This is a genomic window from Bradyrhizobium sp., assembly GCF_027451485.1.
Taxonomy (GTDB): domain Bacteria; phylum Pseudomonadota; class Alphaproteobacteria; order Rhizobiales; family Xanthobacteraceae; genus Bradyrhizobium.
The window spans coordinates 75,547-102,485 of sequence record NZ_DAIDJE010000206.1 but is presented as its reverse complement, the minus strand read 5'-3'; the positions used below and the strand labels follow the sequence as shown (position 1 = coordinate 102,485).

Sequence of the window (26,939 nt, the reverse complement as noted above, 5' to 3'; positions counted from 1 at the left end):
ACCACGAACTTCGGAAAGTGGGCACTAGGGCAAGCGGTTCTGGTTACAGGTCCCTGCGTTCCACGGGGACCACTGATCAGCTAGGCGGCGATCAGGCCCTGCTCAAAGCCAATAGCTTGCTCGGCCGCAAGCTCCTCGCAGAACAGCCGTGCTTCTTCCCGAGCCGATTCAGTCGCAAAGCGGCGAAGCAGGATTAGAAGCGGGTCGGTCACGCTGTGATCGGCTTCGCAATGCGTCAGCACGCGTTCGACCATGCGGCGGCGCAAGCGTGCCGCGTCGGCAGCCGAATCGGTGAAGCCGGTCTCGTGAATGACTTCAAGCGCGGCGCGGAACGCCGCGAAGGTCGATTCCGGCAAGCCCGCCCGCTTGAGGAGCGCCAACATGCTGGCTTCGCCGCGATCAAGCAATAGCGACGAGACGCGGCTGCGCGGCAGACCGGACAATTCTGAGAGCGCCGCTTCGAACAATTCGAGGTTGCCTGACAGAAGCGCACGCAGGATCAGACCCGCAGTGAGCTGGGAGGTCGCGCGCAAGTGCGCGATCAGTCCGCACATGTCCTCGCCCCGCGAGGAGGCCGCGATGCTGACCGTGGAGCGATCGCGCGCCTCACCTGCCACCCGTTCGGCGCGATCGGCGCTCAGCCAGTTCTTTGCAACGACGAATTGCGCAAGCGTATCCGATAGCCTGGCGACCAGCGCAACCCGGGTCGCAGCCGGCAGGTCTTCCAGCACCAGCATCGATTCGCGGATCGCCGCCAGATGACCGTGCCGCTCGACAATGCGGTCCCAGGAAAATGCCGGCAGTTCCGCGTAGGCGTTTTCGATCAGTTCCAGCGCCGCTGCAGCGGAGCCAACCTCGGCAATCGCGGCACAGACGGAAGGCGGCAGACTGGTGCGGCGCGCAATCGCGCACTGCACCTCGCCGCCGGCGGTTGCGACAATGTCGACGAGATCGGCATCGATCAGGAGCGGTGAATGTTCGAGGATCGGCAGGGCGACCGATGGCTGATCGAACGCCAGCGCCTGCACGATGGCAGCCGGAGCCTCGTAGCTGCGTGCGAAAACATCAGCCATGGCGCGGCGCACCAGCGGCGATGGATCATCGAGCAGCATCAGCAACGCACCCTCAGCGGCCGCGCGATCGTCTTCGGAAAGATCGGAAATGAGCCAGGCCCGCGCCAACGCCCGCGTGGCTTCGGCGCGTTCGCCCGCGCCGGCGGTCTTAATCCAACTGATGAACTGCCGAACGATCATTGCCCTGCCGGCTTACGCAAAACCTCGGCGCCTTCATTTTGCGCCGCTGCAAGACAAAATAAACCACGACGCTTAACAAAGCGTTCACTATAAGCAGCTGGTTTTATTGACGTTTTGTTAAGGCCTGCGGCGGCGCCAGTCGGGCGTTCAACAAGGCTCAGCCGCTGAAGGTGCCGTTGCGATCGCTGAAGAGATCAAGCCCACCACCCGAGGACGAGGCAGGCAACGCCGCGACCGCGGCCGATGGCGCCGTTATGCCGGGCGAGACCGGCGGATCTGCCGTCAGCGAGGCCGACTTGCCCCACAATTCGCGCACCGCCTGGGAGACCGGCTGGCTGCGGCCGCCATCCTGAAACAGCGAACGGAAGACGGGGCTTGGGGAAGCTGCACTTGCAACCGTCGTCGTCGATGCCGCGGCTGCCGATGCCGCCGGCCGTGTGTCGGGAAACGTCGAGAGATAGGCCGCGTTGTCGACCGGAGGCGAAGCAAGGATGGAACTACTGCCTGCACTCGCCATCGCCACGCCCGGCTTCACGTCGCCGCCAACCGCTGCCATCGCGCTTTGGGTTGCCGATGAATTCGCCGCGCTGGCATAGCGCTGCTGCAACACCGCGTAGACCTCGGAAACGCTCCGCGCCCGGCCGGTGGCGCGGTCATAAAAGATCGAACGGTTGGCGGCCGCGGCATTCGGAAACAGCCGCGCGGCGGAAGCCTGCGGATTGTCCTCGGCATTGCCGATCAATTTGGCTGCACCCCCGACCCCCATGAAATGCGCCATGTACAATTCACTTTCGGTTGGACGGCGGCCGATCATGCCGGTCAGCATGAAACTGTTGGATTGCGTCAATGCCGCAGCCATTTCGGACGCGACCGCCGGATCGTCGCGCAGTTTCATGATGGTCTGCCGCGCAGCGGGATCGGATACCGAATAGGTGCCATCGGGCGATTGCGTGATCATCTTGGCATAGCTGCCGTAGCCGAGTTGCGCGCCCGCGTCCTTGAACGTGGCCAGCCAGGTTTGATCGATGAACTGAAACAGGCCATGGGCGGAAGATGTCGGGGCTGCCGCGCCCGGATTGAAATCCGATTCCATCTTCGCGGTCGCCAACAGGTACTGAAAGCTCATGCCGCTCGACATAGCGGCCTGCTTGATCGCGCCGGCAACGCGCACGCGCGCGGGATCGACACCAGCCGCAGCCGAGGCATTCGATGTGTCGACCGACATTGCCTGGTCTCCGCTCCCCCGCGAAACCACCCGTAGTTATGGCGACCGACGCGAAGGCTCCCACCAGCGCTCAGCCGACTCCAAACTGCCGCGGTTATGGTTAAGAGGGCGTTAAGACGGCTCACCGCGCGGGCCCGAAGCCCACGGATTACTCGCCGTAGACGGCCTTGGGGTCGAACTGGCGCTCTGCGTTCACGAACGACAGCCGCGATCTCCCCTCCGTAGTTTCGACCTTGCGATAGAAACAGGAGCGACGGCCGGTGTGGCAGGCCGCACCGGTCTGCTCGACGCGAAGGAGGATCGCGTCCTGATCGCAATCGACACGCATCTCAACCACGCGCTGGACGTGGCCGGAGGTTTCGCCCTTGCGCCACAGCTCCCCGCGCGAACGGCTGAAATACCAGGCCTCGCCGCTCGCGATCGTCCTGCGGAGCGCTTCCTCGTTCATGTGCGCGACCATCAGCACCTCGGACGTCGCCGCGTCGGCAGCGACGCAGGTGACGAGGCCGCTCGCGTCGAATTTGGGCTGAAGCTTCAGCCCTTCTTCGATCTCGTTACTGTCGGACAATTTAGCCACCAAAGCTCCGATTCCGCCTCAGCGCTGCGGTACTCGCACCAGGGAGATGAAGCGGGCCTGCTCGGCCGGATTGTCGCGGAACATGCCGGTGTAGCGGCTGGTGAAGGTCATCGCACCATGCTTGGCGACCCCCCGTACCGACATGCAGGTATGCTCGGCCTCGATCAGGACGGCAACACCGCGCGGCTTGAGAATCTCGTCGATCGCCGCGGCAATCTGCGCCGTCAGATGTTCCTGGGTCTGCAACCGTCGCGCAAAGATGTCGGTCAGCCGGGCGAGCTTAGACAGGCCGACGACACGTTCGACCGGCGTATAAGCGATGTGCGCCCGGCCGTAGAACGGCATCATGTGATGCTCGCATTGCGAGGTGAATTCGATATCGCGGACCAGGACGAAATCGTCATAGCCGGCCGTCTCGCCGAAGGTGCGGTCGAGTACCTCGGCCGGGCACTGGTGGTAACCCTGGTACAGTTCATCGAAGGCCTCCACCACGCGGCGCGGCGTGTCCAGAAGGCCCTCGCGCTCGGGATTTTCTCCAATATAGCTCAGCAGGGTCTGCACGGCGGATTCCGCCTCGGCGCGCGACGGGCGCGGCTGATCGGCGCGAACCGCAGCGGCCAGAAATTCGGAAGGATCAAGCTCGGCAGGACGGACATCCGCCGGCTTCGTTTCGGAGGGCTTCACATCTGAGGTCTTCAGATCGGAAGGCTTGGAATCAGAGGTCTTCGGGCGGAGGGATTTGATCAATGCGTCCATGTCAGCTCCGTTCGACCGGTCAGAAAAGGACCGGAGTGTCACCGGCAGACGGGGCGGAAGTTCCACCTAGCGCCTGAGTCCCCCCATTACGATTGCTTACGGTGGCCAACGGGTACCTGTTTCAGACCACCCTGCGAAAATGGCGGGGTGTTTTTCCACCATTTCCAACCATATATAGGACCATGCTCCTTGGCCGCCAAGGGCGGGAAGCGTGGGTTCAGACTATGCTAAACGACGTCTACAACAAGCGCATCATTGAACTTGCCGGCAATATACCCCGGCTCGGCCGCCTGCCCTCGCCCGACGCCACCGCCACCGCGCATTCCAAACTGTGCGGATCGACGGTGAAGGTCGATATCAAGATGGACGGCCCCGTGGTTACCGACTTTGCCCACGATGTGAAGGCCTGTGCGCTGGGCCAGGCCTCCTCCTCCATCATGGCAGCCAATGTCGTGGGCTCGACTGCCAGCGAATTGCGGGCGCTGCGCGAGACTGTTCGCAAGATGCTGAAGGAAAACGGCAAGCCGCCCGAGGGCAAATGGGCCGAGATCGCCGTGCTCGAGCCGGTCCGCGACTACAAGGCGCGCCACGCTTCGACGATGCTGACTTTCGACGCCGTGGTGGACGCGATCGGACAAATCGAGGCAAAAGCGGCAGCGAAGGCCAACGGCAAGGAAGCGGCCCAGCCTGCCTCCGCGTAAAAGCAGACTACCGCTTCAAGCCAAAGCCTCGTTTACTGGGCCGGCGCTGCGGCCACACTGGCGGTCGGAGTCAGCGCCTCGGCGGTCCGGGTGGATTTGGCAACGGGTTTGGCCTGCTCGTCGCCGACTGCGTTGCTGACGAAGCGATCCTGCACCGGTTTCGTGGCCACCGCCTGCATGACCGATCCGCCTGTCGAGGGCAGCACTTCAGCGACGGCATCGGTGGTGACCAGATTGGTCAGCCGCAATTCCTCGCGGGACAATTCGTGCAATTCTTCCCACGGCGGAATGCTGAGCGAGAGTGCAAGCAGGTCGCCGGCGCCGCCCATTTCGAAAGTGTATTTGGCAAGGCGCCCAATATCGCGTTCAACGATCATGAGATCGTCGGCGGAATAGTTCGCGGCCTTCGCGTCGTCGGCACGGTCACCCATCCAGATCTGGTGCACCCGCACATGCGCCGCCTCCGGCACATAGCGCGTCTTGCCGGACAGCAGGAGAAACACGCACATCGACTCGCAATAGGCGTCGGGGTCGATAACGTCGCGTTCGCCTTGCGCCGTGTGGGTCAGGACGCTTGTGCCGACCGTCGTCATCAGACCGAGGCCGCGGAAGCGGCGGCCAAGCGTGATGGCGTCGTTGACCGAGCCGCCGCTGGAATCCAGCACGATCGTCGCGCCATGAAGGTCACGTCCTTTTGCGAAATCCTCGAATTCCTGCGGGCTGTCCGCGGTCACGATGCCGACGGCGCTGATCCATCCGCCGCAATGCGGCTGGCAGGCCACCCAGCTGAACTGCATCGGAAGCTTGCGCTCCTCCAACGTTCCGTCGGCGTGCGCCAGCCCCCCAAGTGCGGCCAGAATGCCTGGCACGGCAACACACAGAGTGGCAAGAGCCATAAGCGCCAAGCCACGGAAGCGAAGTCTGACGAGTTTCAATTTGGTTCCTCCCCCCGCAACGCCAAGCCGCGGCCGGATCGGTTCAACACGAAAACGATTCTGTCATCCCCACGTCAAAAAGCGTAAACGCAGTTACCCGAACCGTCTATAGAGCGCTTGTTGCGCCGCGGCGCAGACGGTTGATATTTCCAAAACTGTGGCACAATTATTGACGCAGACGGGTTCCCATGTGGAACCAGACAGCCCACACGACATCGTGGCACGACTTTCATGAAGCATTCGTTCTTCAAGCTAAACCGGCTGTCAGCCCATTGCGCGACTTGCGCTCACAACGTCGAACATCTGCCGCGGCAAACCGGTCGTGCGATGATCTGGCTGTACCGTCACACGCTCTCTCCGCTGGTTGGCTATAATTGCAGGCATTTGCCGACATGCTCCGTGTATGCGGATGAAGCGATAGGACGCTTCGGATTGTGGGCTGGCGGATGGATGACGCTGGCGCGGCTGCTGCGTTGTCAACCGTTCGGCACCTCCGGCATCGACAACGTGCCGGCCACGAGACCTGACGGTGCGCGGTGGTATTTACCGTGGAAATACGGACGCTGGCGCGGGGTCAACTCGCCGTGATGTTCTTCGCCGCGTCGGCCTGCGGCGAGCTTGATGTACCCGCGCCGACAGGCTTCAGCGGCTCACTGAAACCAGAGAAATCCGTGCCACGGCTCGGGTGGCGGCGGCTGGGCCGACAACTGACGAGACCTGCGCGGCCGCCTGGGCCTCGGCGGCGGAGGAACCGCCTCGGTCGAGGGCGTGGCGTCTGCGGTCGCCGCGCCATCATCCGGCAAGCGCACGGCGAGCAGCAAGTTCGATTCATGCGAGCGCCAGCGATAGCCGATGCCGAAATCGAGCGGCTGGGCGCGCTGAAACAGTTCGGCATAAGATTCCTGATATTTGCTCGGGAACTCGGCGATCGGACCGGCGTAGCGGCCGAACGGGAACAAGCGCCACTTCCTGGCGGCGTAGTAGTCCAGCGGGATTCCGGAATCGTCCTGAATGATGGTCGCGCTGTGGGCGAGAAGGAAATCGCGCACCGTCGAGAAGTTGGCGGAGTGCATCAGATAGGACGCGCTCTTGATCAGGCTGTTGCCGGGGGCGAGCGTGGCGCAGAATTTCAAAAAGCCGCTCGCTCTGGCGCTGGAGTTTGAGAGATCGGTCGAGAAATAGTACAGCGTCTTGTCGATGCCATCGCCTCCCGCAAACACGATGCGAACTCCGTGCACGGCATTGGGGCCGGAGTTCTCGCTGGCGAAGTACGCGCTGCCCTTTGCGTCGAGCGCAACAGTCGAGACATTCTTGATGGTCTTGCCGGAGCGCGCCAGGAATATATACAGCAGCGGCATCGCACCGGTGAGGTCCCCCTCGTGCAGGTCCACCTTCATTTTCTTGGTGATGAAAAAGGAGAAGCTGAGAATAGAGCCGAGCGAATGCTCGACATTGGACAAGGCAGCCGCAACGCTGCCACGTGATACCTTCGTCAGGTCCGGGATCGCCCCCGGCGGCTCGAGCGCACTCAGCACGTAGGTGGTGGCACCGGGATAGAATGCGTTGGCGTAAAGAAAGTCCGGGCCCGAAAACATGTAAAACATCGTGGGCTTTGGCGCCGCGATATTGGCCTCCGACCAGGCGCGGACCTTCGATATCTGCCGCTGATCGAGTTGGCCGAATGCGGAATCGAAAAGCCTCGAATGGCGCTGCCAGGCCGGATCCCTGGTCAGCGGCGTCAGCGGCGAATCGGCGGACGGCATCATGCCGGCCAAAAACCGCGCGGTATCGTCGGCCGTCGGCGCATCAGACGCACGCGCGTCAGTGAGCGCTGCTGCAAATAGCAAGGCCGCAGCGGCCACAACGATTTTCAGTGTGTGAAGCATCTTATTTGCGACCTGCCCTCGGCGATGAACTCGCAGCGCCGGCGTCGCGCTTGCGGAAAACCAGGTAAATCAACAGGCCTGACACCATGATCAGTGCGCCAAAAAAGGACTGGAGCGGCCGATCGACGACCAGATAGTACATCATGAAAAGTGTCACGAGGAGGAAAATCACGGGCGTGACCGGGTATCCCCAGGCGCGGTACGGCCTTGGCAGGTCGGGCCTCATGATGCGCAGCTTGATGACGCCGAGCACCGTAAAGAAGGAGCAGAACAGCAGCGAAAACTGGATGAAGTCGAGCACCGCCTCGAAGCTGCGGGTGAACAACATCAGCGTTGCGACCGTCAACTGGAACAGGATGGCGTATGCCGGCGCTCCTTGCGTCGATCTGCGGGCAAATACGCGCAACGCCGGGATATCCTCTCCCATCGTCATCATGACGCGCGGACCGATCCACATCATGGCGCTGACCGACGATATCAGCCCGATGCAGATCATCGCTCCAACGATACGGCCTCCGGTCTCGCCGAAAATATAGCTGCCCGCAATGCGTGCGACATCGATCTGTCCAGCCAGCTTGTCGATCGGTGCCGTATGAAGGAAGACCGCGTTCAGCGCGACATAAAGCACCAGCACGATCAGCGTGCCCGTGAACAACGCGCGCGGCAAATTCTGGTCGGCATCGCGCATCTCGCCGATGATATAGGTCGCGGCATTCCAGCCCGAAAACGAATACATCACGAAGACGAGCCCGATCGCAAACGGCGCACTGGCGACATAGCCGATATCTCGGACTTGCGGCGCGAACGATACATCTTGCCCCTGGCCGATGACGAAGCCCGCGATCAGGAAAGCCGTGATCAGCACCACCTTCAGGACCGTCGCGATCAATTGGAAAATCGAGGAATGCCTGACGCCCGCGAGTTGGACGAGCGATACCGCCCAGACGATTCCGATCGCAAGCGAAAGCGGCGGCGCATTTGGCACGATCGCGCGCCCGTACTGCTCCAACGCCATCGCCGCAAGCGCCACCGGCGCCGCAAAGCCGACAGTCGCCGAGACGAAACCGGCGACAAAGCCAAAGGCGGGATGATAGGCGCGGCTGAGGAAATTGTACTCGCCGCTCGAGCGCGGAAACATGGCGCCCAATTCGCTGTATGAAAACACGCCGCATAGCGCGACGATGCCGCCCACCGTCCAGAGCGCGAGAATGGCAAAACCGGAGGGAATGTCCTTGACCTGGAAGCCGAGGCTCGTGAAGACGCCGACGCCGATCATGTCGGCCACGACGATGGCGGTTGCAACAGCGACGGAGACGTTCGATCCGCTGGAGAGCGGACCTCCCCACGCCATGCCTTCGGTCTCAGATGCCGCCATGTTCACCCGCACACGGGCGCCATGCCCTGCAGTTTCATCGTGCAGGCAGGCTGGGGCCAATTCAAGGAAGCCCCAGCCCCGAGATCCATCCATCAGGAGCGGTTATATAATACCAATATCGTCCGGCTGCTTGGGAAGAAGTGCGCCCTTCCCACAATGAGGACACGATTCCGTGTTCCCAAGGCCGTTTCCGGAAATGGGGAAGATTTCCGGAGGATTAACGTCACCGCAACACAAACGCGCTGACATCAGCCGCTGGATGGCTGTTGGGGGCAAAGGGGTGGATGGTCGGGGCCAATCCGAAATCTGAAAGCTGCGGTTGCGTGAAGTTGCCCTGGAAACCGGGCACGACGTGCGTTGCGCTTTCGCGTGCCGTCTCGCCGATGCGCTGGCTTGTCCGCCTTTTGCTCCTGATCCCGCTCTCGCTCACACTCGCCCAATGCGGCAACTCGCCGAGTGCGGGGACGCTGGCCGCCAACATTCAAGGCTCGAGCGGCGATACCTTCGACGACCGCTTCCCCAAACCGCAATTCAACGACCGCTTCCCGACCGCGGCGGAAAGCTTGCAGCAGCGCCCGGCGAACACGGCTGATGCGCAAAACCGGCGCATCGTGCAAACCAAATCCTATCGCGTTGCCTCGCTGGCGCCGGTGATCCCCTACCAGCGTCCGCAGCGCGAAGATCAGACCGCGCTGATCGGGCTGAAATCATCGGCCTTCCCCTATGACGGCAACAATCCACGCACGGACGCACCGTTCCTGAACGTCTCCAACGGAGAACGGCGCGGCCACCGCAGCTATTCAGGCCGCGTCTTCTGGCAGGACGAGACCTTCAACGACAATCGCGTGCTGATGCACGTGCCCGAACATTTCGACATCAACAAGCCCGGCGTGATCGTCGTGTTCTTCCACGGCAACGGCGCGACGCTGGAGCGCGACGTGCGCGACCGTCAACGCGTGCCGCAACAGATTTCGGAATCAGGCGCCAACGCCGTGCTGCTCGCGCCGCAGCTTGCCGTCGATGCCGCCGATTCCAGTGCCGGCAAGTTCTGGCAGCCTGGCGGTCTCAAGCGATTTATCAATGAATCGGCCGATCATCTGGCAAAACTCTACGGCGATCCGGCCGCGGCCAAGACTTTTGCCAATATGCCGATCGTGATCGTTGGCTATAGCGGCGGCTTCCTTCCGACCGCATACAGCCTGGATGTCGGCGGAGTCGGCAATCGCATCCGCGGCGTCGTGCTGCTCGATGCGGTCTATGGCGAACTCGACAAGTTCGCCTCCTGGGTTGCCAACAACCGCTCGGGATTCTTCGTCAGTGCCTATACCCGCTATACCCAGCCGCATGATCGCGAGCTGATGCAGATGATCCGCGACAAGGGCATCGCTGTCTCGGACGACATCGACGGTCCCTTGCGCCCCGGCAGTGTCATTTTCGTCAAGACGCCCGATGGCGTGCGGCACCGCGACTATGTCACGCATGCGTGGTCCGACGAGCCGATCCGCAAAGTGCTCGCCAAGATGTCGTTGACACCGGCGCTGACGCGCTATGCGGCCAGCGGCTCCGGTACGCCGATCAGCAGATAGACAACGGTCGGGCTTCAGGCCGGCGTCTCGAGGCGCCGTGTCAGAACCACCATGACCAGCGCCAGCGCGACAAATGCCGCACCCGCATAACCGACACCATGAAGACGTTCATGCGCGTACAACAGGCCACCGATCGCAGACCCGATCGCCTGCCCGACATACAAGCATGACGTGTTGAGTGCGACCGAGGCCGAGGCAAGCGGAGGCGCAGCAGCGACGAGCCGCACCTGTTGCATCGAATTGCTGGATGCAAAACCCAGTCCCCAGATCGCAACCGCCGCGGCCGTCAGCGAATAGAAGCCCGCGCTCAGCGCCCAGCCGGCAACTCCGGCCAGCACCAGTCCGACGGACAGCACCGATGCCTTCAGGGGACCCCAGGAATCAACGATATTGCTGATGATCACGAGCCCGATGAAGCCGCAGACACCGTAAATACCGAACACCAGCCCCACTGCATCGGGACCGACATGCGTCAGCTTCGATAACAGCGGCCCCATATAGGTGAAGACGGCGAACTGACCCGACGTCAATAGCGTGGTGATGCCGAGCAGCGTAACGATCACCGGGTTGCGCGCAAGCTCGGTCCATGTCTTGAGATCGACGGGCGTCCCGACCAGGCCCTTCGGCAATCGCCAGAGCAGCGACAGCAAGCTCGCCACTGCAATGATACTGATGCTGCCATAGGCCGCGCGCCAGCCATAATGGCTGGTCAGGAAGGTGATCAGCGGCAAGCCGATAGCAGCTGCCAGCGACCAGCCGAGGAATACATAGGCGATGGTACCGCCGCGCTTTTCCGCTGGGACGATCAATGCCGCCGTGCCTGCGGCCTGCGGCGTGTACAGGGCGCCGACCGCCAGCGTCACGAGGCGGATGGCCAGAAGCGCCGCATAATCGGGCGCGAAGGCCGAAGCAATATTACCGAGCGCGAGAACGGCAAGCGTGAACGCGAGCAAGGCGCGTCGCTCGATCCGGCTGGTCAGCCACGCCGTCAACGGCGAGCCAATGCAGAGGATGATCGCACCGAAGGTCACGAGGAGCCCCGCAGTGTGGACCGTGATGTCGAGATCTGCCGCGAGTTCGATCAGCATGCCGGCCGGTGCCAGGATCGAACAGCCCGTCGCGATATTGCCCAACATCAAGGCGGTCGGAGCGAAACGACGGTGAACGGGAATCCCGGGCGAGAGATTTTTCATGCAGCCGCATCTAACCTTCCCGTTTCGCGATGGGAAGGCCGCGATGCGACTTGTTTGGACGCCGCTCTGTGTGCATGAAAGAAAATCGTGCGATACATGACAGAAAGACGTTCAGCCGACGCTATTTTTCGGCTGCATCACGGGTGCTGACGGTTACTGCTTTGGCCGGCGGGCAGGTTGGCAGCAGGCTATCAAGGGCGCGGGAAAGGCCCTCGGTTGACAGCGCCGTTTGCGTGGCTTGCCGCCCGTCCGGCGTCTCCGACGATTCGATGAACTCAAATTGCGGCTCCGCAGCCAGTTCGTCGAGGGCTGCACGCTTCATGCGCACGCCCCAGAACTCAGCCCCGCCCGCCTGTGCGGTGATCTGCGTAAAATAAAGCGGCGCGGCGGCTGAATCGGTGATAGCCACGGCGGGAAAGACCGACTTTGCGGCTGGCCGCTGGAGGTCGAGTTCGAACTGCTCGGCGCTCGAGCAGATCAACCGCCACTGCAGCAGCCGATACGAGCTGGCGCCTTCGACCTTCTCGGAGGCGACCTTGTCGACCATACTGCGTCCGCCGTTCTCGAAATGCCACGGCGTCTCGACATGCTCACGCCGATCGATTCCGAAACGGATGATTTCTTCGCGGGTCAACACGTGCACGTCCTCGAATTTCACGGTGCCCACGAGCTTCAATAGCCCGGCATCGGCGCCCACCCGCGCAAAATAGTTCGCCAGCAGGCCGTTGGAGCGCTCCTGGCCGCGCCGGGCTGCCGCGGCGAGCATCGCCGGCGTCGGCACGACCCCAACGAACTGCGTGATGACTTTCGCCGAATGCACCCCAAGCGAGGCGTCGGGCGCAATCTCGCGCGTGGACGCGCCGAGCAGGAAATAGGGACAGGCCGAATTGCAGATGGCATTACGGGTCCAGAGATCGCCGGTTAGTTCGCGGCCGGATTGTTTGAGCTTGAGACAGACGTCGCTGTCCTGCGCCTCGAACCCGCACTCCTTCACGACCGTGCGCGCCACCCGCACGACTGCTGGCTTTGCATGGAGGAACGTCCCCATCGCGAGCGCCTGATCGAGGTTGCCGCCGGGCGAGGTGATGTAGATTGGCAGGTTGCGATTCCTGAGCGGCTGGAAAAATCTGCGAAACCGCGCGGCTGCGCCGCCATCGATCTGGCCCTCGATCGCGATCCAGGTGTCGCAGCCGCTGCCGCATGAATCGGGCGCGCCCTTGGCGACGTAGAAGACGACGGGATGTGTTTGTATTGGCCGGACCGTTATCGCCGCCCGGGCCCTCGCCGGCTGGGCAAGCCGCGCGAGCGGCTGCGCCGCCACCGGTCCACATACCAGCACGAACAAGGCGGCGAGGACGGGACGCAGTGTCATGGAGACCCCAGGAATTCCAGCGACGGGGAGGAACGCCAACAGCCTTCCAGTGTCAAGGCCCTTCGCCAACCCTGGACGAACTGTCGGCATGGCACGATTTTCTTGATATTGCCGGATTGCAGTGCCCGAATCGGCTGTTATACGACTTCGGTTCCCCGCTTACCTGCGCTCGTTCGCAGGAGTGAGCCCTGAGGAGATGATCATGTCGGACAAGAACGCCCCCGCGTCGGGATTCCAGTACAGCATTACCAACTTGAAGCCGGCCGAGCCCGTGCAAAAAGTCACCCTCACCTTCCCCGACGGAGCCAAGCGCGACTATCCCAAGAGCACGACAGGGATGGACATTGCAAAGGGCATCTCGCCCTCACTTGCCAAGCGTACCGTGGCGATGGCACTGGATGGCCGCCTGGCCGATCTCAACGACGGAATCGAGAACGACGCAAAGATCGAGCTGATCTCGCGCGAAGATCCACGCGCACTCGAACTGATCCGCCACGACGCCGCGCACGTGCTCGCCGAAGCCGTGCAGTCGCTGTGGCCGGGTACGCAGGTGACGATCGGACCCGTGATCGAAAACGGCTTCTACTACGATTTCTTCCGAAACGAGCCGTTCACGCCGGAGGATTTCGCGGCGATCGAGAAGAAGATGCGCGAGATCGTCGCCCGCGACAAACCATTCACCAAGGAGGTCTGGGACCGCGAGAAAACCAAGCAGGTGTTCCGCGACAAGGGCGAGAATTTCAAGGTCGAACTGGTCGACGCCATCCCGGGCGACGAGCCGATCAAGATCTATTTCCAGGGCGACTGGTTCGACCTGTGCCGCGGCCCGCACATGACCTCGACCGGCAAGATCGGAAACGCATTCAAACTGATGAAGGTGGCCGGCGCTTACTGGCGCGGCGATTCCAACAATCCGATGCTGACTCGCATCTACGGCACGGCGTTTGCCAGGCAGGAGGACCTCGACGCTTATCTGAAGCAGATCGAGGAAGCCGAGAAGCGCGATCACCGCAAGTTGGGGCGTGAACTCGATCTGTTCCACTTCCAGGAAGAAGGTCCGGGCGTGGTGTTCTGGCACCCCAAGGGCTGGACGATTTTCCAGGCGCTGATCGCCTACATGCGCCGCCGGCTCACCGGCGATTACAGCGAGGTCAATGCGCCGCAAATCCTCGACAAGGTGTTGTGGGAGACGTCCGGCCACTGGGACTGGTACCGCGAGAACATGTTCGCCGCGCAATCCGCCGGCGACGAGGCCGAGGACAAGCGCTGGTTTGCGCTGAAGCCGATGAATTGCCCCGGCCACGTGCAGATCTTCAAGCATGGCCTGAAGAGTTATAGAGATCTGCCCTTGCGGCTGGCGGAATTCGGCGTCGTGCACCGCTATGAGGCTTCAGGGGCCATGCACGGCCTGATGCGCGTGCGGGGCTTCACGCAGGACGATGCGCATGTATTCTGCACCGAGGCGCAGCTCGCGGAGGAATGCCTCAAGATCAACGAGCTGATCCTGTCGACCTACGCCGACTTCGGCTTCGAGGGTGAACTCACCGTCAAGCTTTCGACCCGTCCCGAAAAGCGGGTCGGCACCGATCAAATGTGGGACCATGCCGAACGCGTAATGGCAACAGTCTTGAGCGAGATCGAGGCGAACAGCCACAATCAGCGCATCAAGACCTCGATCAATCCCGGCGAAGGCGCATTCTACGGCCCGAAGTTCGAATATGTGCTGCGTGACGCCATCGGCCGCGACTGGCAATGCGGCACCACGCAGGTTGACTTCAACCTGCCCGAACGGTTTGGGGCATTTTACATCGACGCCGACGGCTCGAAGAAGGCACCGGTGATGGTGCATCGGGCGATCTGCGGCTCTATGGAACGCTTCATCGGCATCCTGATCGAACATTACGCCGGCAACTTTCCGCTTTGGTTGGCGCCGATCCAGGCGGTGGTCACTACCATCACCTCGGAAGGCGACGAATACGCCAAGGTGGTCGCGGCGGCCGCGCGGCGCGCCGGTCTGCGCGTCGAGATCGACCTGCGTAACGAGAAGATCAACTACAAGGTCCGCGAACATTCGCTGGCGAAGATCCCCGCGCTCCTTGTCGTCGGCAAGAAGGAGGCTGAGACGCATTCGGTCTCGGTGCGGCGGCTGGGCAGCGACGGACAGAAGGTGATGGCGACCGAGGAAGCGATCGCTGCCCTGGTCGACGAGGCGACGCCGCCCGACATCAAGCGCGCACGGTCGAACGCCTAGCCGCCTTTTCTAGTTCGCGCCTGCTCGGCGCGAATCTTGACCATTCCGGCGGACCTTCGGTCAGCCGGTCAATTCGTCGCTCGCGCTCACGCTGTGGCGTATCGGGATCGATCGGCCGTTCGATCCGGCCTCCGCTCAATGCTCGATTGCGCAGTCGCGGTTGAAGATTCTAGGCCACCTCGGGTTTGGGATCTGCTGGTATCGCCATTGCGGGCCTCCGATAAGCATGAAGGCAACGGAGCCGAGACGACGGGGCGATCTTTGCGCACAATCAAAAAAGGCGGCCGCGAACGAATTTGGAGAGCTCCCAAAATAAACCCGGCTTGCATCCGCCTTGCAGATGCAGATATCTGCATGGCAACCCAATCTATCGGATTCCAATGCCCGACGCCCTTGAACTCCTGAAAACCCGCCGCTCCGTCAAGCCACGTGAGATGAGCGGTCCCGGCCCCTCGCCGTCCGAACTGGAAACGATCCTGACGATCGGCGCCAGGGTGCCCGATCACGGCAAGCTTGCGCCATGGCGCTTCATCATCTTCGAAGGTGATGCGCGCCTTCGCGCGGGCGAAGTCATCGCCGGCGTCTTTGCGAAAAAACATCCGAATGCCGCGCCCGCTGATATCGAGGTCGAGAAACGGCGCCTGACCGACGCACCACTCGTGATCGGCGTCGTTAGCCTGACAAAGCCGCATCCCAAAGTGCCGCCGTGGGAGCAGGAATTGTCAGCCGGCGCGAGCGCGATGAACATCGTGACGGCCGCGACCGCGCTCGGCTATGGCGCGTGCTGGCTCACGGGATGGTTTGCTTTCGACCGCGATGTCCTCGACAGGCTGGGGTTGAAGGCGGAGGAAAAACTTGCCGGATTCATTCATATCGGCAAAATGACCAGACCGAACGAGGACCGCCCGCGTCCTGCGCTGTCGGATCTCGTTACACGGTTTTAGATCACGCCGCCTGCGAGGCACGCTCGTCAAATCTGGAAAACAATGCGGCGATTTCGCTCGCCGGCCTTGCAGCGCTGAACAGAAAGCCTTGCACCTCGTCGCATCCCTCGTTGCGTAGCCAGTCGAGCTGATCGACCGTTTCCACGCCCTCCGCAGTTGTCCTGATGTTGAGGCTGCGGCCCAGACCGGAGATGGCGCGGACGATCGCAACGCAATCCGGCCGCTCGGCGATATCCTTGACGAACGATCGGTCGATCTTGATCTTGTCAAAGGGAAAGCTGCGCAGGTAGCTCAGACTGGAATAACCGGTACCGAAATCATCCATGGAGATGCGCACGCCGAGTCCGCGCAACTGATGCAGGATGGCGAGATTGGCTTCCGTTTCGGCCAGAAACACCGATTCCGTAATTTCGAGTTCAAGCCGCAGCGGCGACAAGCCGGAATGCGCCAGCGCCGAGATCACGGCCTGAACCAGATTGCGGCTGCGAAACTGCACTGCCGACAGGTTGACAGCAACCTTGACGTCACCGGGCCATTTCGCGGCTTCGGTGCATGCCTCGCGCAACACCCATTCGCCGATCGAGACAATCAGGCCGATATCTTCGGCGATCGGAATGAACTCGGCCGGCGAGATCATGCCTTTCTCGGGATGCTGCCATCGCAACAGCGCCTCGAAGCCACTGATGCGATTGGCTCCAATGTCGACCAGCGGCTGGTAATGCAGTTGAAACTCTCCGTTGGCAAAGGCGCGGCGCAGATCGACCTCCATGTCGCGGCGTTTTTGCGCCAGGAGGTCCATTTCGCGCTCGAAGAAGCGATGGACGCCGCCGCCGTCGGACTTGGCGCGGTACAGCGCCATGTCGGCGCTACGCATCAATTCCTCCGACGTCGTGCCGTCACTCGGCGACAGCGCAATACCAACGCTGGCGCCGATCACAACCTCGATGCCGTCAATATCGTAGCTTTCGCTCAGCACGCTGATCAGGCGGGTGGAAAAGTCGCTGATCTCCTTTGGCGTCGGATCCGAGACGAGAATCAATGCAAACTCATCGCCTCCGAGACGCGCGGCGATGTGATTGCCGCGAACCTGTGACTGCAAGCGGCCGGCGACCAGCCGCAACAGGCGGTCGCCCATCGGATGGCCGAAGGAATCGTTGACGTTCTTGAACAGATCGAGGTCGACACACAGCACTGCCACCCGCTTGTTAGAGCCTTGCGCTTCCTCCAGCGACTGGCGTAGCCGCTCCTGATAGAACTCGCGGTTGGGCAGATCCGTCAGCCCGTCATGATGCGCCATATACGCGATGCGCGCCTCGGCCTTGAGACGCTCGGTGATGTCGGCGATGGCCACGAGATAGCCGTCCTGGCCGTTGAATGCGACCCGGCGGCCATAGGTCAGCACATGAATCTCGCTGCCGTCGGCTCTGATATGCCGCCAGTTGCGGCCGGAATGATAGGAATCGCCGATGTTCACCAATGCTTCCTTATGGCTGATCCGCTCGTCCTCCGGCCAGATCTCGTCGAGCGTCATGGCCAGGAATTTTTCGCGGGCGTAGCCGTAATGCTGGACTGCCGCATCGTTGACGCTGAGAAACCGCGCGGTCGCCGGTTCGAACACCCACATCGGCATTGGATTGTTGTCGAACAGCAGTCGGAACGACGCCTCGCGCCGCTTCAACGCCGTGATGTCGGAGACCGTCAGCGCGAGGATGTCGCCGAAGGCGGTCGCACCCAGTTGCAGGCTGCGATCATTGCTGTCGATCTCGAACTGATAGCCGTTGCCCGTTTCGACGACCTGAAGCAAGCGCTCAATTACGTCGCCCGAGCACAGAACATTTCCCTTTGCGCTCAGCCGCTGCCACAGCAATCCCTCCGCCGGCACTTTCAAAAGCCGTGCAGCCCCCGCATTGTGATGAACGATCTGGAAGTCGAATGGCCTGCCTTCCGAGTCGCGGATCACCGCAAGCGAAAGCACGCCTTCATCGGTGGCGGAGAAGATCGCATCGAGCAAATTGTACTGGGGAGCACGCTCGTTGACATAGACGCCAATCAATGTATGGCCCCAGCGCGAGGCGGTTGGCAGCGCCAGCAGGTCATAGGTCTTAACCAGGCCGTCGCGCACGCAGTAGGCTGCAGCAACATAGGGGCGGCTGTTGTTGAGCGCGCTTGCCGCCGCTTCCGCGAGCATGGTCGCGCAATCCGGCGACAACTGACTGATCGGAGAATTCAGGTGATCGTGACCGAGCCACTTCTGGGCGTAGCGGCCGGTACGTGAAACTTCGAGGCCGCGCTCGCCATCCTTGAGCAGGATGATATGGTCGGCGAGCCGTCCGAGGCTTCCGAGCATGACATCTTCATAGGCCGGCAGCTTCTCGCCGGGACGAAGTCCGGCCTGCCACTTGCGCTGGAGGACCGGGACATCATCGAACATCTCCGGTAAGGCTTTTCCCGACGGCTTCCTGGCAGCAAGCATGACATTTCCCAACGTGCGCGAGCAATGCACGCCGCATGCAATGACGCCTGCGCTTTAAAGGGATGTAAAAATTCCGCCGGCAGAAAAGCGCCGCAGCAATTATGACAGTTTTAAGTCGCGCGATGGTTAGTGCGCGTTAGAGACTATGACAGCGCGGGCAAGCATCAGTGAGCGATCACTTCGACCTCACCGTCGACGCCGTTAACGACGTTGAAAGCCCGCTCATAGACCTTGCCCTCGTTCTTGGCGATGGCGCGGTATTCGCCTTCCGACAAAACGACGCGCGGGAACGCGCCGATCGATTCCTTGACGACGTCGCCGCCCGGCGTGATCACCGACCATGCGGTATTGGCGAGGGCCTCGCCGCCGTGATCGCTGACGAGCTTGAGCGTGATGACGGCGGCGCGATGGGTAACCGTAACATCGGTCAGTTTGCTGGCCTGCACGCGAATATCCGAGCGCACCACGGAATTGGCGTCTCCGTAATTGGAAACAATGTAGTACGTCCCCTCGGGAAGCAGAACGAGGTCGCCTGGAGACACGCTGGGTACCAGCGGTGCACGCTCGCCGCCTTCGAACTGGCTGCCCTTGTAGATCGCAAATGAAACCTGGTTCTGGGGAATCTTCGAGCTGCCCACGCGGCCTTCGAGACGCAGGGCGCCTGCGGGAAGGATGAAGGATTCCCGATTGGTCTCCGCCTTCAGCGTCACCGGCCGCACGGCGCTGACGAGGCCAAGTGCGACGTGGATCACGTAGTTGCCAGGCGGCAGCACGATGTTCGGCGAAGGATTCCGGTCCTCGCGGATCATCTTCACATTGCCGGTTTCATCCGGCTTGTCCGAGAAGATGCGCCACACCAGACCGCCGGTTATCAGCGGAAGGTCCTTGCCGAAACGCGCCGTCAGCGCCAGCACGGCCTGGTTCGACGGGGCAATGCTTCCGGGCGGAGCCGGCGGCACTGCGGCGACGGAAGGCGCCGCGTTCAAGGGCGGCGGCAGGTTGGGAACGGCCGGACCAGAGGACGGCGCCAGATTCATTGCGGGTCCGCCGGGAACATCCGGCACGAGCGCCGGAGGCACCGGCGGGGGCCTGTCGCTGAACAATTGCGCCGAAACGGGGGCGGTGACGACCAGCCCCAAGATCAAGGCAAAGGCCGGCAGAGGCGAACACGCTCGCCCTGCCCCACCGGTAACCTGCCTGCCCCGCTTCATCTTTGATGGTTTTCACTGAAAACGCGGCAAATTCAAGCCTGCACTGGCCTGACCGGAGAGATACGGAACCGGTGCGGGGCACCCCGGTTACTTTTTAGGATTGGCCGCGGCCTTGTCACAATCTCACCCCAGCCCCCGGCATAAACCATGCTTGCCTGCCGTTCTGGCGGGAGCCGCCGTCTGGCGATAGCCTCGATCGAGTGGACCTGACATTCGCTCCCGGCGAGCAGGGATGTTGGAATTGGCCCCAAGAGGGAGAACCTTCCGTGTTGGATAGTTGGATGGGGCGAGGCCAAAATGGCGGACAGTTCCGGGACAAAACGGCTGGCCGGCGTCCCGTTATCGGCCTTGCGCTCGGTGGCGGAGCCGCGCGCGGCTTCGCCCATATCGGCATCGTTCGGACCCTGATCGCCTACGGCATCGTCCCCAACGTTGTAGTCGGTACCTCAATCGGAGCGGTCGTCGGCGGGGCCTTCGCGGCCGGTCATCTCGACACGCTGGAGACATGGGCGCGTGGCTTGCAGCCGCGAAATGTCCTTTCCTACCTCGACCTCAAGCTCAACGGCTCCGGCCTGATCGGCGGTGACAAGCTTGCCGCGGAGCTTGAGACCTCGCTTGGCACGACCCTGATCGAGGATTTGCCGCTCAAATTCGCAACGGTCGCAACCGAAGTCCGGACCGGACATGAGACCTGGGTAACGCACGGCCGCATCGTCGAGGCCATGCGGGCCTCCTACGCATTGCCCGGCATCTTCGCGCCCGTCCTCATCGGCGATCGCTGGCTGGTTGACGGCGCGCTGGTCAATCCGGTGCCGGTCTCGGCGGCGCGGGCCCTGGGCGCCGAGATCGTGATTGCCGCCAATCTCTCAAGCGACATCTTCGCCCATTCGACCACGATCTATTCGCACGGCGCTTCCGAGGTTGCCAAGGAAGTCCCCGTCGGGCCGGCGCGACGCGGAATTGGCAAGTTCTTTTCGGCGGAACGGGCGGTCAAACGGGAGTTTTTCGGCGGCGGCGGCCGACCGGGGATTTCCTCGGTGATGGTCGATGCCTTCAACATCATGCAGGACCGCATTACCCGGGCGCGCCTTGCCGGCGACCCGCCCGACCTCCTGATCACACCCCGAATCGGCCAGATTGGGTGGTTTGATTTTCATCGGGCCGACGAATTGATCGCCCACGGCGCGCGCGCGGCCGAACGCGCCATGGCCTCGATCCAGGAAGTGATCGGCGTTCTGGCGCCGGCCACCCCGGCTGCTGCGATCGATAACGGCGTCTCTGGCAAGGACGCGCTCGACGGTTCGTCCTGAGCGGTGGTCTCTTACGTCAGGCCGTCTTGATATATTCGCGCAGCGCTTCCTGCTCGCGCTCATATTCCTGCACGCGCCATTTGACAACGTCGCCAATCGAGATCAGGCCGACCACCCGCTCGCCATCGACGACCGGCAGATGACGGAATTTTCCGCGCGTCATCATCTCCATGATCGCGCTGACGGTATCGGACTGCTTGCAGCTGACGACCTTGCGGGTCATCACCGCGCTGACGGGGTCTTCAAGGATGGCCGCCCCCCGCTCGCCCAGGACGCGCACGATGTCACGCTCCGACAGAATACCCTCAATCCGGCCTGCGCTCATGACGAGCACGGCGCCGATCTTGCGTTCCCCTAGAATCCTGACGGCGGCGGAGAGCCTCGCCTCCGGCTCGACGCTCGTGATCTGATGGCCTTTGGTATCGAGAATTGCACGTACCGTCATTGTCGCCTCCTTGAAGTCGATCGCGCCCTTGAAAAGCGAGCGCGTTCTTTGTTCATTTGAGTCTTCAAACAACAGTGATGCGCCACTTTGGTTGCGGGGCGCTTGTGCGGTTGCCACGGCCTGACGAGCAACATCTGCGGCTCGTGCCGTGCCGCATGTCGCGAATGATGGATTAAATCTCACCGCCCCGCAAGCGAAGCCCAGAGAATTCAGACATAGCGCTCCGCTTCCGAAGGTCGCAGGATGCCGCGGCATCCTCTGACGCGAACGTCGACCTCAAAGGAGCTTCAGCAACTTCTTGTTTCCTGTGCGGCTTTTGAATTCGAAGCTCCTATGAAGGACGCGCGGCCCAACTGACAGAAACTTCAAATTCGCGGTGTTAATCGTCTGCGTCCGCAACGTCGGACGATGAGCGCGGAACCGGGTCGAACAGCGAAAACAGGACAAGACCGGCCAAAAAACCGCCGATATGCGCTTGCCAGGCGACTGTGGCGCCTTCCATGCCGATCGCAATCGAACCAATCCCGAAAATGAGGTTGACAACGAACCAGACGGCGAGGAAGGCGATGACGCGGCGGTCGCGCAGCGCTTGCCACAGCGATTGCGCGGGCACCTTCGCGGCGCGGTCTGCATCGCCTCTGCTGAAAGAAAGAAAGCTGCCCCGCACGAATGCGAAGCGGATGCTGGCAGCCATCGTGCCGGAGACCGAGGCCGACGCACCGATCATCGGCGCGAGCTCATGCTCATGCGAGATCAGATGGGCAAGCGCGCCGGCCGCCGCTGTAACGGCCATGAAAACGTAGAAACGGACTGCGCCGAAACGGCGCGCCAGCGCGCTGCCAAACGGAAGGAGCCACAGCACGTTGAAGCCGATATGACTGAGGTTGGCGTGCAGCAGGGAATAGGTCACGAACGTCCAGTATTTCGCCCCCTCCCCCCCGGGAAAAGCATCCGGCAGCAATGTCGCGTCATAGCGCTTGGGGATGAATCCGAAGGCAATGACGATCCAGTTGTCGAGGTCGCGTGGCAAAAGCACGCGCAGGTGGATCACCGCGAGCAGGAGAATGTAGGCGGTCAATGCACCGGGCAGCGTGAGTAGCGGCTCGCGACGGCGGGACGGTGGAAGCTGCGGCAGGGTTTCCGGCGGCGATTTTTCAGGTCTGGATTCCAAGGGTTTGCAACCTCAAGACGGCAGCTTTTCGAGCGATGCGCCCCATTAGAGGGTTTTGCTTCGAAGTGGAAGCCGGTGCAGGAACTTCAAATGCGCGGCACTAGCCGTTATCCTGACCAAAGAGAGCGTGGGTCGCCTGCAAACAGGCTGGATCGGGGAGAAACACCATGAATTTTCACCGCAGATTGATCCTGCGCGGCCTCACGCTGGCGCCGGCGATGACGCTCAACGCATGGGTCAGACCGGCCGGCGCCGCCGAGAAGGTGAGAATCGGCTTTCTACTGAAAACCATGCAGGAGGAGCGCTATCAGCGCGACAAGGCTGCCTTTCTCGCCAAGGCGAAGGCGCTGGGCGCCGGGGTCATTTTCGATTCCGCCAACAATGACGAACAGGCCCAGCTTGCCGCCTTCGAGAACATGCTGTCGCGGGGCGCGCAGGCGATCGTGCTCCAGCCGGTCAATACCGGCACCGCCGGCAGCATGGTCAGTTTGGCCCACAAGAGCGGCGTAAGGGTGGTCGGCTATGACGCCATGCTGGTCAACGGCCCGCTCGATGCCATGGTGATGCAGGACAGCTGGGCCGTCGGCAAGCTTCAGGCCGAAGCCATGGTGGCCTGGCTCAAGGCGAAATACGGATCGGTCAAGGGTAACGTCGTGCTCATTCGCGGCCAACCCGGCGATTCCAACGCCAATACCATGTCCAGCGGCGTGCTCGAAGTGCTCAAGGCCAACCCAGGCCTCACGCTCATCGCCGATCAATCGCATGAGGGATGGTCGCCGGACAAGGCGATGGCGACCACCGAAAATCTCCTGACCAAGTCAGGCAACAAGATCGATGCTATCATCTGCAACAACTCAGGCATGGCGCGCGGCGTGATCGCCGCGCTCGACGCACAGGGGCTCGCCAGCGCGGATAAGGTGTTCGTCGCCGGTTCCGACGCCGACCTCGTCAACGTCCAGTATATCGCGCAAGGCAAGCAGGCCGTGGATGTCTGGAAGAAGATCGATCCGTTGGCAGAAACCGCGGTCGAAATCGCCGTGAAACTCGCGGCCAATCCGGACAAGGAACCGAAAACACTGATCAAGGCCGACCGCGTGATCAATAACGGCGCCGTCGATGTGCCGACGCTGGTGACGCCGGTCGTGCTCATCGACAAGAGCAATCTGGACTCGACGATCATTGCAGAAGGGTTTTACACCCACAAGCAGGTCTACGGAAACTAGGTAAGCCGCAAGTGCCGATGCGCATGTCCGACGTCGTCCTCAAGATGGAGCATATCGTCAAGGAATTTCCGGGCGTACGAGCCCTCGACGACGTCAATTTCGAGGCACGCGCAGGCGAGGTTCTGGCGCTGATGGGCGAGAATGGCGCGGGAAAGTCCACGCTGATGAAGGTGCTCGGCGGCGTCTGGCCCTATCCCACCTACCAGGGCGATATTTTCATCCAGGGAGAGAGACGGCAGTTTCGTGGCCCCCGTGACGCCATGGACGCCGGTATCGCCGTCATCCACCAGGAGCTCAATCTTCTTCCAGAGCTCTCAATCGCCGAAAACATCTTTCTCGACAATCAGCCGGTCAACAGGTTTGGCGCCATCGATTGGGCAAAACTGAACCGGGATGCCGAGGTTCTGCTCGCCGAATTGGGGCTGACCGACATCGGCCCCGCCGACCGGGTCAAACACATCGCCGTTGGCAAGCAGCAGATGGTCGAAATCGCAAAGGCGCTGTCGAGGCGCGCCCGGATCCTCATTCTCGACGAGCCGACATCTGCGCTGTCGGACAAGGAGGTCACCGAACTTTTCCGCGTAATCCGAGGCTTGCGGCAGTCCGGCGTCTGCCTCTGCTATATCTCCCACAAGATGGAGGAGATCGCGCAGATCGCCGATCGCGTCGTCGTCCTCCGCGACGGCCGGACCATCGGCGAGCCGGCGGCGATATCCGACATCACGCTCGATCAGATCATTGCCCGGATGGTCGGCCGCGAACTGAAGGAAATGTATCCGGCAAGCTCGCGCCAGCGGGGCGAGAAAATTCTGGAAGTCAGGCACCTCGCCGTCGATCATCCTTCCCTGCCCGGCATGCGCAAGATCGAGGACATTTCGTTTTCAGCCTATCGCGGCGAAATCCTCGGGCTTTGCGGCCTGATGGGTTCGGGTCGGACCACGCTGGCTTCGGCGATCTTTGGCGCATTCCCACCTGCGACACATGGCGAGGTGCTGATCGAGGGCACGCAAGTTGAGATAAATTCGCCCGCCGATGCGATCGCCTGCGGGATTGCGCTTCTCACCGAAGACCGCAAGGCGCTCGGCCTGTTCCTGAAGCAGCCGATCACCTTTAACACCACGATATCCTCGCTGCAGACGGTCAGCTCGCCGCAGATCGGGGTTATCGACGCGGACAAAGAGCGCGCGCTAACCGAGAAGTACGTCGCGCAATTGAACGTAAAGACTTCTAGCGTCGATGCCATTGTCGGAACGCTCTCGGGCGGCAACCAGCAGAAGGTCCTGCTCGCGCGTTGGCTCAATGCAGCCCCAAAGATCTTCATCCTGGACGAGCCGACCCGCGGCATCGATATCGGGGCCAAGATCGAAATCCACAGGCTTCTCGATCGGCTCGCTTGCCAAGGCGTCGCCATCATCATCATCTCCTCCGAACTCGACGAACTGCTCGGCATGAGCGACCGGATTCTTGTGATGAATGAAGGGCGCATCGTCTCGGAATTCACCAAGGCGAATGCGAGCCGCGAAGCAGTGATGCAATGGGCGACCGGCGCGCGCCGGGCGGAGCAATAGGGCACAATGCAGGGCAATCCCGCGCTTCGATTCATCAGGAGCAACGCGACGCTGATCGCGTTGGTGGCGCTGACGATTGCGCTCGCGGTCGTTGACCCCACCTTTGCCACCGCGCGCAACCTGAGCAATGTGGCGCGCCAAGTGACGGTCGTCGGCATCATCGCGGTCGGGATGACCATGGTGATCCTGATCGCCGGTATCGATCTCTCGGTCGGGTCGGTCGTCGGCGTTGCCGCGGTCGTGGTGACACTGTTGATGCAATACGGCCTTGCCGCTTGGCTCGCCGTCCCGGTTACGCTAGCGGTCGTCGGCGGCGTCATTGGGCTTTGGAACGGCTTCTGGATCGCGCATTACCGCATTCCACCGTTCATCATCACGCTTGGCATGCTGACGATCGGGCGCGGCGTGGCGCTGTCGCTGTCTGGCGGCAGCTCCATTCCGGTTGCCGATCGCTCCTTTGCCGTCCTTGGCAGCTCCTATATTCCGCCGATCCCGACGCTGGTTTTTCTTGCCATCGGCGCGCTGGCTGGCCTTTACACACTTGCCAAGAGCAGGCGCGAAGGCAGGACAAAGAGCCTCGCGCTGCTCGAAAGAGACCTTCCCGGCACCCTGGCCGCCGCGGCCGGTCTGTTGCTCGCGGCTTATGTGTTCGGCACCGGTGAGGGTCTTCCCGTGCCGGTCGCGATCTTTGTCGTGATCGCTGCCATTGCGATCTTCCTCCTTGGGCATACCCGGTTCGGCCGCAGGCTTTATGCACTCGGCGGCAATGAGGAAGCCGCCCGCCTCTCGGGCATCAACGTCTACGCGACGAAAATTATCGTCTATGTCACCGTGTCGCTGCTATCGGCATTGTCGGGCATTTTGCTGGCTTCGCGCTTGAACGGCGCCTCACCCAATCTCGGCAACATGTTCGAACTGGACGCCATTGCTGCGGTGGTGATCGGCGGCACCAGCCTCTCCGGAGGCTCCGGCACGATCGGCGGCACTATCGTTGGCGCGCTGATCATTGGCGTGCTCAACAATGGCATGAGCCTGCTCGGCATTTCCTCGTTCTACCAACTGATCATCAAGGGACTGATCATCAGCCTCGCCGTCTGGTTCGACGTGCTGCAGAAGAAGAACTGGAAGGCTTGAACACGCGCCTCGATCTGCAAAATGAAAAGGCAGGGCCCTGAGAAAGCCCTGCCTTGTTGACGTTGGCCTTGTCTTTTGCGGGGTCATTTGGGGTTTTATCCCCACCCCTCCCCGCGCAAGCCGCCAATCTGTTCGACGCCTTGTGTCTTTGCCGGACCTCGAAAAGCCCGGCGAAGCGATCTGATGGAAGAGAGCCTAGCAGGCTGATCTCTCCCGCCAAGCCGATCGTTAATTTAACGTTAACGCTGCAAACCGCCGCTGCGAAGCGGCTTCGGCATGGACGCTGCAAATCCCTTTCTGCACAACAAAACCGGGGTCCGCGCATGCGCGAAAGCGGGACAGAAATGTCC

22 protein-coding genes are annotated in these 26,939 nt (G+C 61.9%); 9 read left to right on the top strand and 13 right to left on the bottom strand.

Annotated features, from left to right (window positions below; genetic code table 11):
* Positions 1–80: 80 nt before the first annotated feature.
* From NEZ08_RS24270 to folE, 4 genes are all read right to left on the bottom strand, one after another.
* Positions 81–1,253 carry a DUF2336 domain-containing protein gene (locus tag NEZ08_RS24270; RefSeq protein ID WP_298112835.1) on the bottom strand — a complete coding sequence of 391 codons (1,173 nt, stop codon included), beginning with the start codon at positions 1,251–1,253 and terminating at the stop codon, positions 81–83.
* A gap of 157 nt (positions 1,254–1,410) precedes the next feature.
* Positions 1,411–2,478, bottom strand: coding sequence for a transglycosylase SLT domain-containing protein (locus tag NEZ08_RS24265; protein WP_298112832.1), 1,068 nt, complete (start codon positions 2,476–2,478; stop codon positions 1,411–1,413).
* Positions 2,479–2,626: 148 nt separating this feature from the next.
* On the bottom strand, positions 2,627–3,046 hold the full coding sequence (gene hisI, locus NEZ08_RS24260; RefSeq protein ID WP_298112851.1) for a phosphoribosyl-AMP cyclohydrolase: 420 nt from the start codon (positions 3,044–3,046) through the stop codon (positions 2,627–2,629).
* 27 nt (positions 3,047–3,073) lie between these two features.
* The gene (gene folE / locus NEZ08_RS24255; RefSeq protein ID WP_298112829.1) at positions 3,074–3,811 is read right to left on the bottom strand and encodes a GTP cyclohydrolase I FolE; all 738 of its coding nucleotides are present in this window, start codon (positions 3,809–3,811) and stop codon (positions 3,074–3,076) included.
* Positions 3,812–4,035: 224 nt separating this feature from the next.
* On the opposite strand from folE, the gene NEZ08_RS24250 reads away from it, so the two are divergent.
* Positions 4,036–4,512, top strand: coding sequence for an iron-sulfur cluster assembly scaffold protein (locus NEZ08_RS24250; protein WP_298112826.1), 477 nt, complete (start codon positions 4,036–4,038; stop codon positions 4,510–4,512).
* Positions 4,513–4,544: 32 nt separating this feature from the next.
* Here the strand turns inward: NEZ08_RS24250 and NEZ08_RS24245 are convergent, their stop codons facing one another.
* Complete coding sequence (locus tag NEZ08_RS24245; protein WP_298112824.1) at positions 4,545–5,408, bottom strand: hypothetical protein; 864 nt, start codon at positions 5,406–5,408, stop codon at positions 4,545–4,547.
* A 270-nt stretch (positions 5,409–5,678) separates the two neighbouring features.
* Between NEZ08_RS24245 and yidD the strand changes: the two genes are divergently transcribed.
* Positions 5,679–6,035 (top strand): membrane protein insertion efficiency factor YidD, encoded by a 357-nt coding sequence (gene yidD, locus NEZ08_RS24240; RefSeq protein ID WP_298112821.1) that lies wholly within the window; start codon positions 5,679–5,681, stop codon positions 6,033–6,035.
* A 62-nt stretch (positions 6,036–6,097) separates the two neighbouring features.
* Here the strand turns inward: yidD and NEZ08_RS24235 are convergent, their stop codons facing one another.
* Positions 6,098–7,333: a hypothetical protein gene (locus tag NEZ08_RS24235; RefSeq protein ID WP_298112819.1), complete on the bottom strand. Its 1,236-nt coding sequence runs from the start codon at positions 7,331–7,333 to the stop codon at positions 6,098–6,100.
* A 1-nt stretch (position 7,334) separates the two neighbouring features.
* A complete protein-coding gene (locus tag NEZ08_RS24230; RefSeq protein ID WP_298112815.1) occupies positions 7,335–8,708 on the bottom strand; it encodes an APC family permease in 1,374 nt (457 codons plus the stop codon).
* 383 nt (positions 8,709–9,091) lie between these two features.
* Here NEZ08_RS24230 and NEZ08_RS24225 point away from each other — a divergent pair, with 383 nt between their 5' ends.
* Positions 9,092–10,294 carry an alpha/beta hydrolase gene (locus tag NEZ08_RS24225; protein ID WP_298112849.1) on the top strand — a complete coding sequence of 401 codons (1,203 nt, stop codon included), beginning with the start codon at positions 9,092–9,094 and terminating at the stop codon, positions 10,292–10,294.
* Positions 10,295–10,308: 14 nt separating this feature from the next.
* Here NEZ08_RS24225 and NEZ08_RS24220 read toward each other — a convergent pair whose 3' ends face one another.
* Together NEZ08_RS24220 and NEZ08_RS24215 are read right to left on the bottom strand one after the other, a co-directional pair.
* Complete coding sequence (locus NEZ08_RS24220) at positions 10,309–11,487, bottom strand: MFS transporter (RefSeq protein WP_298112811.1); 1,179 nt, start codon at positions 11,485–11,487, stop codon at positions 10,309–10,311.
* 121 nt (positions 11,488–11,608) lie between these two features.
* Positions 11,609–12,859, bottom strand: a complete 1,251-nt coding sequence (locus tag NEZ08_RS24215; RefSeq protein WP_298112807.1) for a hypothetical protein — start codon at positions 12,857–12,859, stop codon at positions 11,609–11,611.
* A 202-nt stretch (positions 12,860–13,061) separates the two neighbouring features.
* On the opposite strand from NEZ08_RS24215, the gene thrS reads away from it, so the two are divergent.
* Together thrS and NEZ08_RS24205 are read left to right on the top strand one after the other, a co-directional pair.
* Positions 13,062–15,110: a threonine--tRNA ligase gene (thrS, locus tag NEZ08_RS24210; protein ID WP_298112804.1), complete on the top strand. Its 2,049-nt coding sequence runs from the start codon at positions 13,062–13,064 to the stop codon at positions 15,108–15,110.
* Between the two features lie 380 nt (positions 15,111–15,490).
* Positions 15,491–16,054 (top strand): nitroreductase, encoded by a 564-nt coding sequence (locus NEZ08_RS24205; RefSeq protein ID WP_298112802.1) that lies wholly within the window; start codon positions 15,491–15,493, stop codon positions 16,052–16,054.
* 1 nt (position 16,055) lies between these two features.
* Here the strand turns inward: NEZ08_RS24205 and NEZ08_RS24200 are convergent, their stop codons facing one another.
* Positions 16,056–18,527 (bottom strand): EAL domain-containing protein, encoded by a 2,472-nt coding sequence (locus NEZ08_RS24200; protein WP_298112800.1) that lies wholly within the window; start codon positions 18,525–18,527, stop codon positions 16,056–16,058.
* Positions 18,528–18,691: 164 nt separating this feature from the next.
* Positions 18,692–19,672: a hypothetical protein gene (locus tag NEZ08_RS24195; RefSeq protein WP_367278458.1), complete on the bottom strand. Its 981-nt coding sequence runs from the start codon at positions 19,670–19,672 to the stop codon at positions 18,692–18,694.
* Positions 19,673–20,019: 347 nt separating this feature from the next.
* On the opposite strand from NEZ08_RS24195, the gene NEZ08_RS24190 reads away from it, so the two are divergent.
* Positions 20,020–21,048: a patatin-like phospholipase family protein gene (locus NEZ08_RS24190; protein WP_298112794.1), complete on the top strand. Its 1,029-nt coding sequence runs from the start codon at positions 20,020–20,022 to the stop codon at positions 21,046–21,048.
* A gap of 16 nt (positions 21,049–21,064) precedes the next feature.
* Here NEZ08_RS24190 and NEZ08_RS24185 read toward each other — a convergent pair whose 3' ends face one another.
* Together NEZ08_RS24185 and NEZ08_RS24180 are read right to left on the bottom strand one after the other, a co-directional pair.
* Positions 21,065–21,493 carry a CBS domain-containing protein gene (locus NEZ08_RS24185; protein WP_298112791.1) on the bottom strand — a complete coding sequence of 143 codons (429 nt, stop codon included), beginning with the start codon at positions 21,491–21,493 and terminating at the stop codon, positions 21,065–21,067.
* 379 nt (positions 21,494–21,872) lie between these two features.
* Complete coding sequence (locus NEZ08_RS24180; RefSeq protein ID WP_298112846.1) at positions 21,873–22,628, bottom strand: rhomboid family intramembrane serine protease; 756 nt, start codon at positions 22,626–22,628, stop codon at positions 21,873–21,875.
* 203 nt (positions 22,629–22,831) lie between these two features.
* Here NEZ08_RS24180 and NEZ08_RS24175 point away from each other — a divergent pair, with 203 nt between their 5' ends.
* The 3 genes from NEZ08_RS24175 to NEZ08_RS24165 are packed head-to-tail and all read left to right on the top strand — an operon-like array spanning position 22,832 to position 26,589.
* Positions 22,832–23,887, top strand: a complete 1,056-nt coding sequence (locus NEZ08_RS24175) for a substrate-binding domain-containing protein (protein WP_298112789.1) — start codon at positions 22,832–22,834, stop codon at positions 23,885–23,887.
* Between the two features lie 23 nt (positions 23,888–23,910).
* On the top strand, positions 23,911–25,455 hold the full coding sequence (locus NEZ08_RS24170) for a sugar ABC transporter ATP-binding protein (RefSeq protein WP_298112786.1): 1,545 nt from the start codon (positions 23,911–23,913) through the stop codon (positions 25,453–25,455).
* Positions 25,456–25,461: 6 nt separating this feature from the next.
* Positions 25,462–26,589 carry a sugar ABC transporter permease gene (locus NEZ08_RS24165; RefSeq protein ID WP_298112783.1) on the top strand — a complete coding sequence of 376 codons (1,128 nt, stop codon included), beginning with the start codon at positions 25,462–25,464 and terminating at the stop codon, positions 26,587–26,589.
* Positions 26,590–26,939: the final 350 nt, after the last annotated feature.

Bases quoted from the DNA above. Each gene is read 5' to 3' on its own strand.
- NEZ08_RS24270 (WP_298112835.1), bottom strand. From the start codon at position 1,253: ATGATCGTTCGGCAGTTCATCAGTTGGATTAAGACCGCCGGCGCGGGC.
- NEZ08_RS24265 (WP_298112832.1), bottom strand. From the start codon at position 2,478: ATGTCGGTCGACACATCGAATGCCTCGGCTGCGGCTGGTGTCGATCCC.
- folE (WP_298112829.1), bottom strand. From the start codon at position 3,811: ATGGACGCATTGATCAAATCCCTCCGCCCGAAGACCTCTGATTCCAAG.
- NEZ08_RS24250 (WP_298112826.1), top strand. From the start codon at position 4,036: ATGCTAAACGACGTCTACAACAAGCGCATCATTGAACTTGCCGGCAAT.
- NEZ08_RS24245 (WP_298112824.1), bottom strand. From the start codon at position 5,408: ATGGCTCTTGCCACTCTGTGTGTTGCCGTGCCAGGCATTCTGGCCGCA.
- yidD (WP_298112821.1), top strand. From the start codon at position 5,679: ATGAAGCATTCGTTCTTCAAGCTAAACCGGCTGTCAGCCCATTGCGCG.
- NEZ08_RS24235 (WP_298112819.1), bottom strand. From the start codon at position 7,333: ATGCTTCACACACTGAAAATCGTTGTGGCCGCTGCGGCCTTGCTATTT.
- NEZ08_RS24230 (WP_298112815.1), bottom strand. From the start codon at position 8,708: ATGGCGGCATCTGAGACCGAAGGCATGGCGTGGGGAGGTCCGCTCTCC.
- NEZ08_RS24225 (WP_298112849.1), top strand. From the start codon at position 9,092: ATGCGCTGGCTTGTCCGCCTTTTGCTCCTGATCCCGCTCTCGCTCACA.
- NEZ08_RS24220 (WP_298112811.1), bottom strand. From the start codon at position 11,487: ATGAAAAATCTCTCGCCCGGGATTCCCGTTCACCGTCGTTTCGCTCCG.
- NEZ08_RS24215 (WP_298112807.1), bottom strand. From the start codon at position 12,859: ATGACACTGCGTCCCGTCCTCGCCGCCTTGTTCGTGCTGGTATGTGGA.
- thrS (WP_298112804.1), top strand. From the start codon at position 13,062: ATGTCGGACAAGAACGCCCCCGCGTCGGGATTCCAGTACAGCATTACC.
- NEZ08_RS24205 (WP_298112802.1), top strand. From the start codon at position 15,491: ATGCCCGACGCCCTTGAACTCCTGAAAACCCGCCGCTCCGTCAAGCCA.
- NEZ08_RS24200 (WP_298112800.1), bottom strand. From the start codon at position 18,527: ATGCTTGCTGCCAGGAAGCCGTCGGGAAAAGCCTTACCGGAGATGTTC.
- NEZ08_RS24190 (WP_298112794.1), top strand. From the start codon at position 20,020: ATGGGGCGAGGCCAAAATGGCGGACAGTTCCGGGACAAAACGGCTGGC.
- NEZ08_RS24185 (WP_298112791.1), bottom strand. From the start codon at position 21,493: ATGACGGTACGTGCAATTCTCGATACCAAAGGCCATCAGATCACGAGC.
- NEZ08_RS24175 (WP_298112789.1), top strand. From the start codon at position 22,832: ATGAATTTTCACCGCAGATTGATCCTGCGCGGCCTCACGCTGGCGCCG.
- NEZ08_RS24170 (WP_298112786.1), top strand. From the start codon at position 23,911: ATGTCCGACGTCGTCCTCAAGATGGAGCATATCGTCAAGGAATTTCCG.
- NEZ08_RS24165 (WP_298112783.1), top strand. From the start codon at position 25,462: ATGCAGGGCAATCCCGCGCTTCGATTCATCAGGAGCAACGCGACGCTG.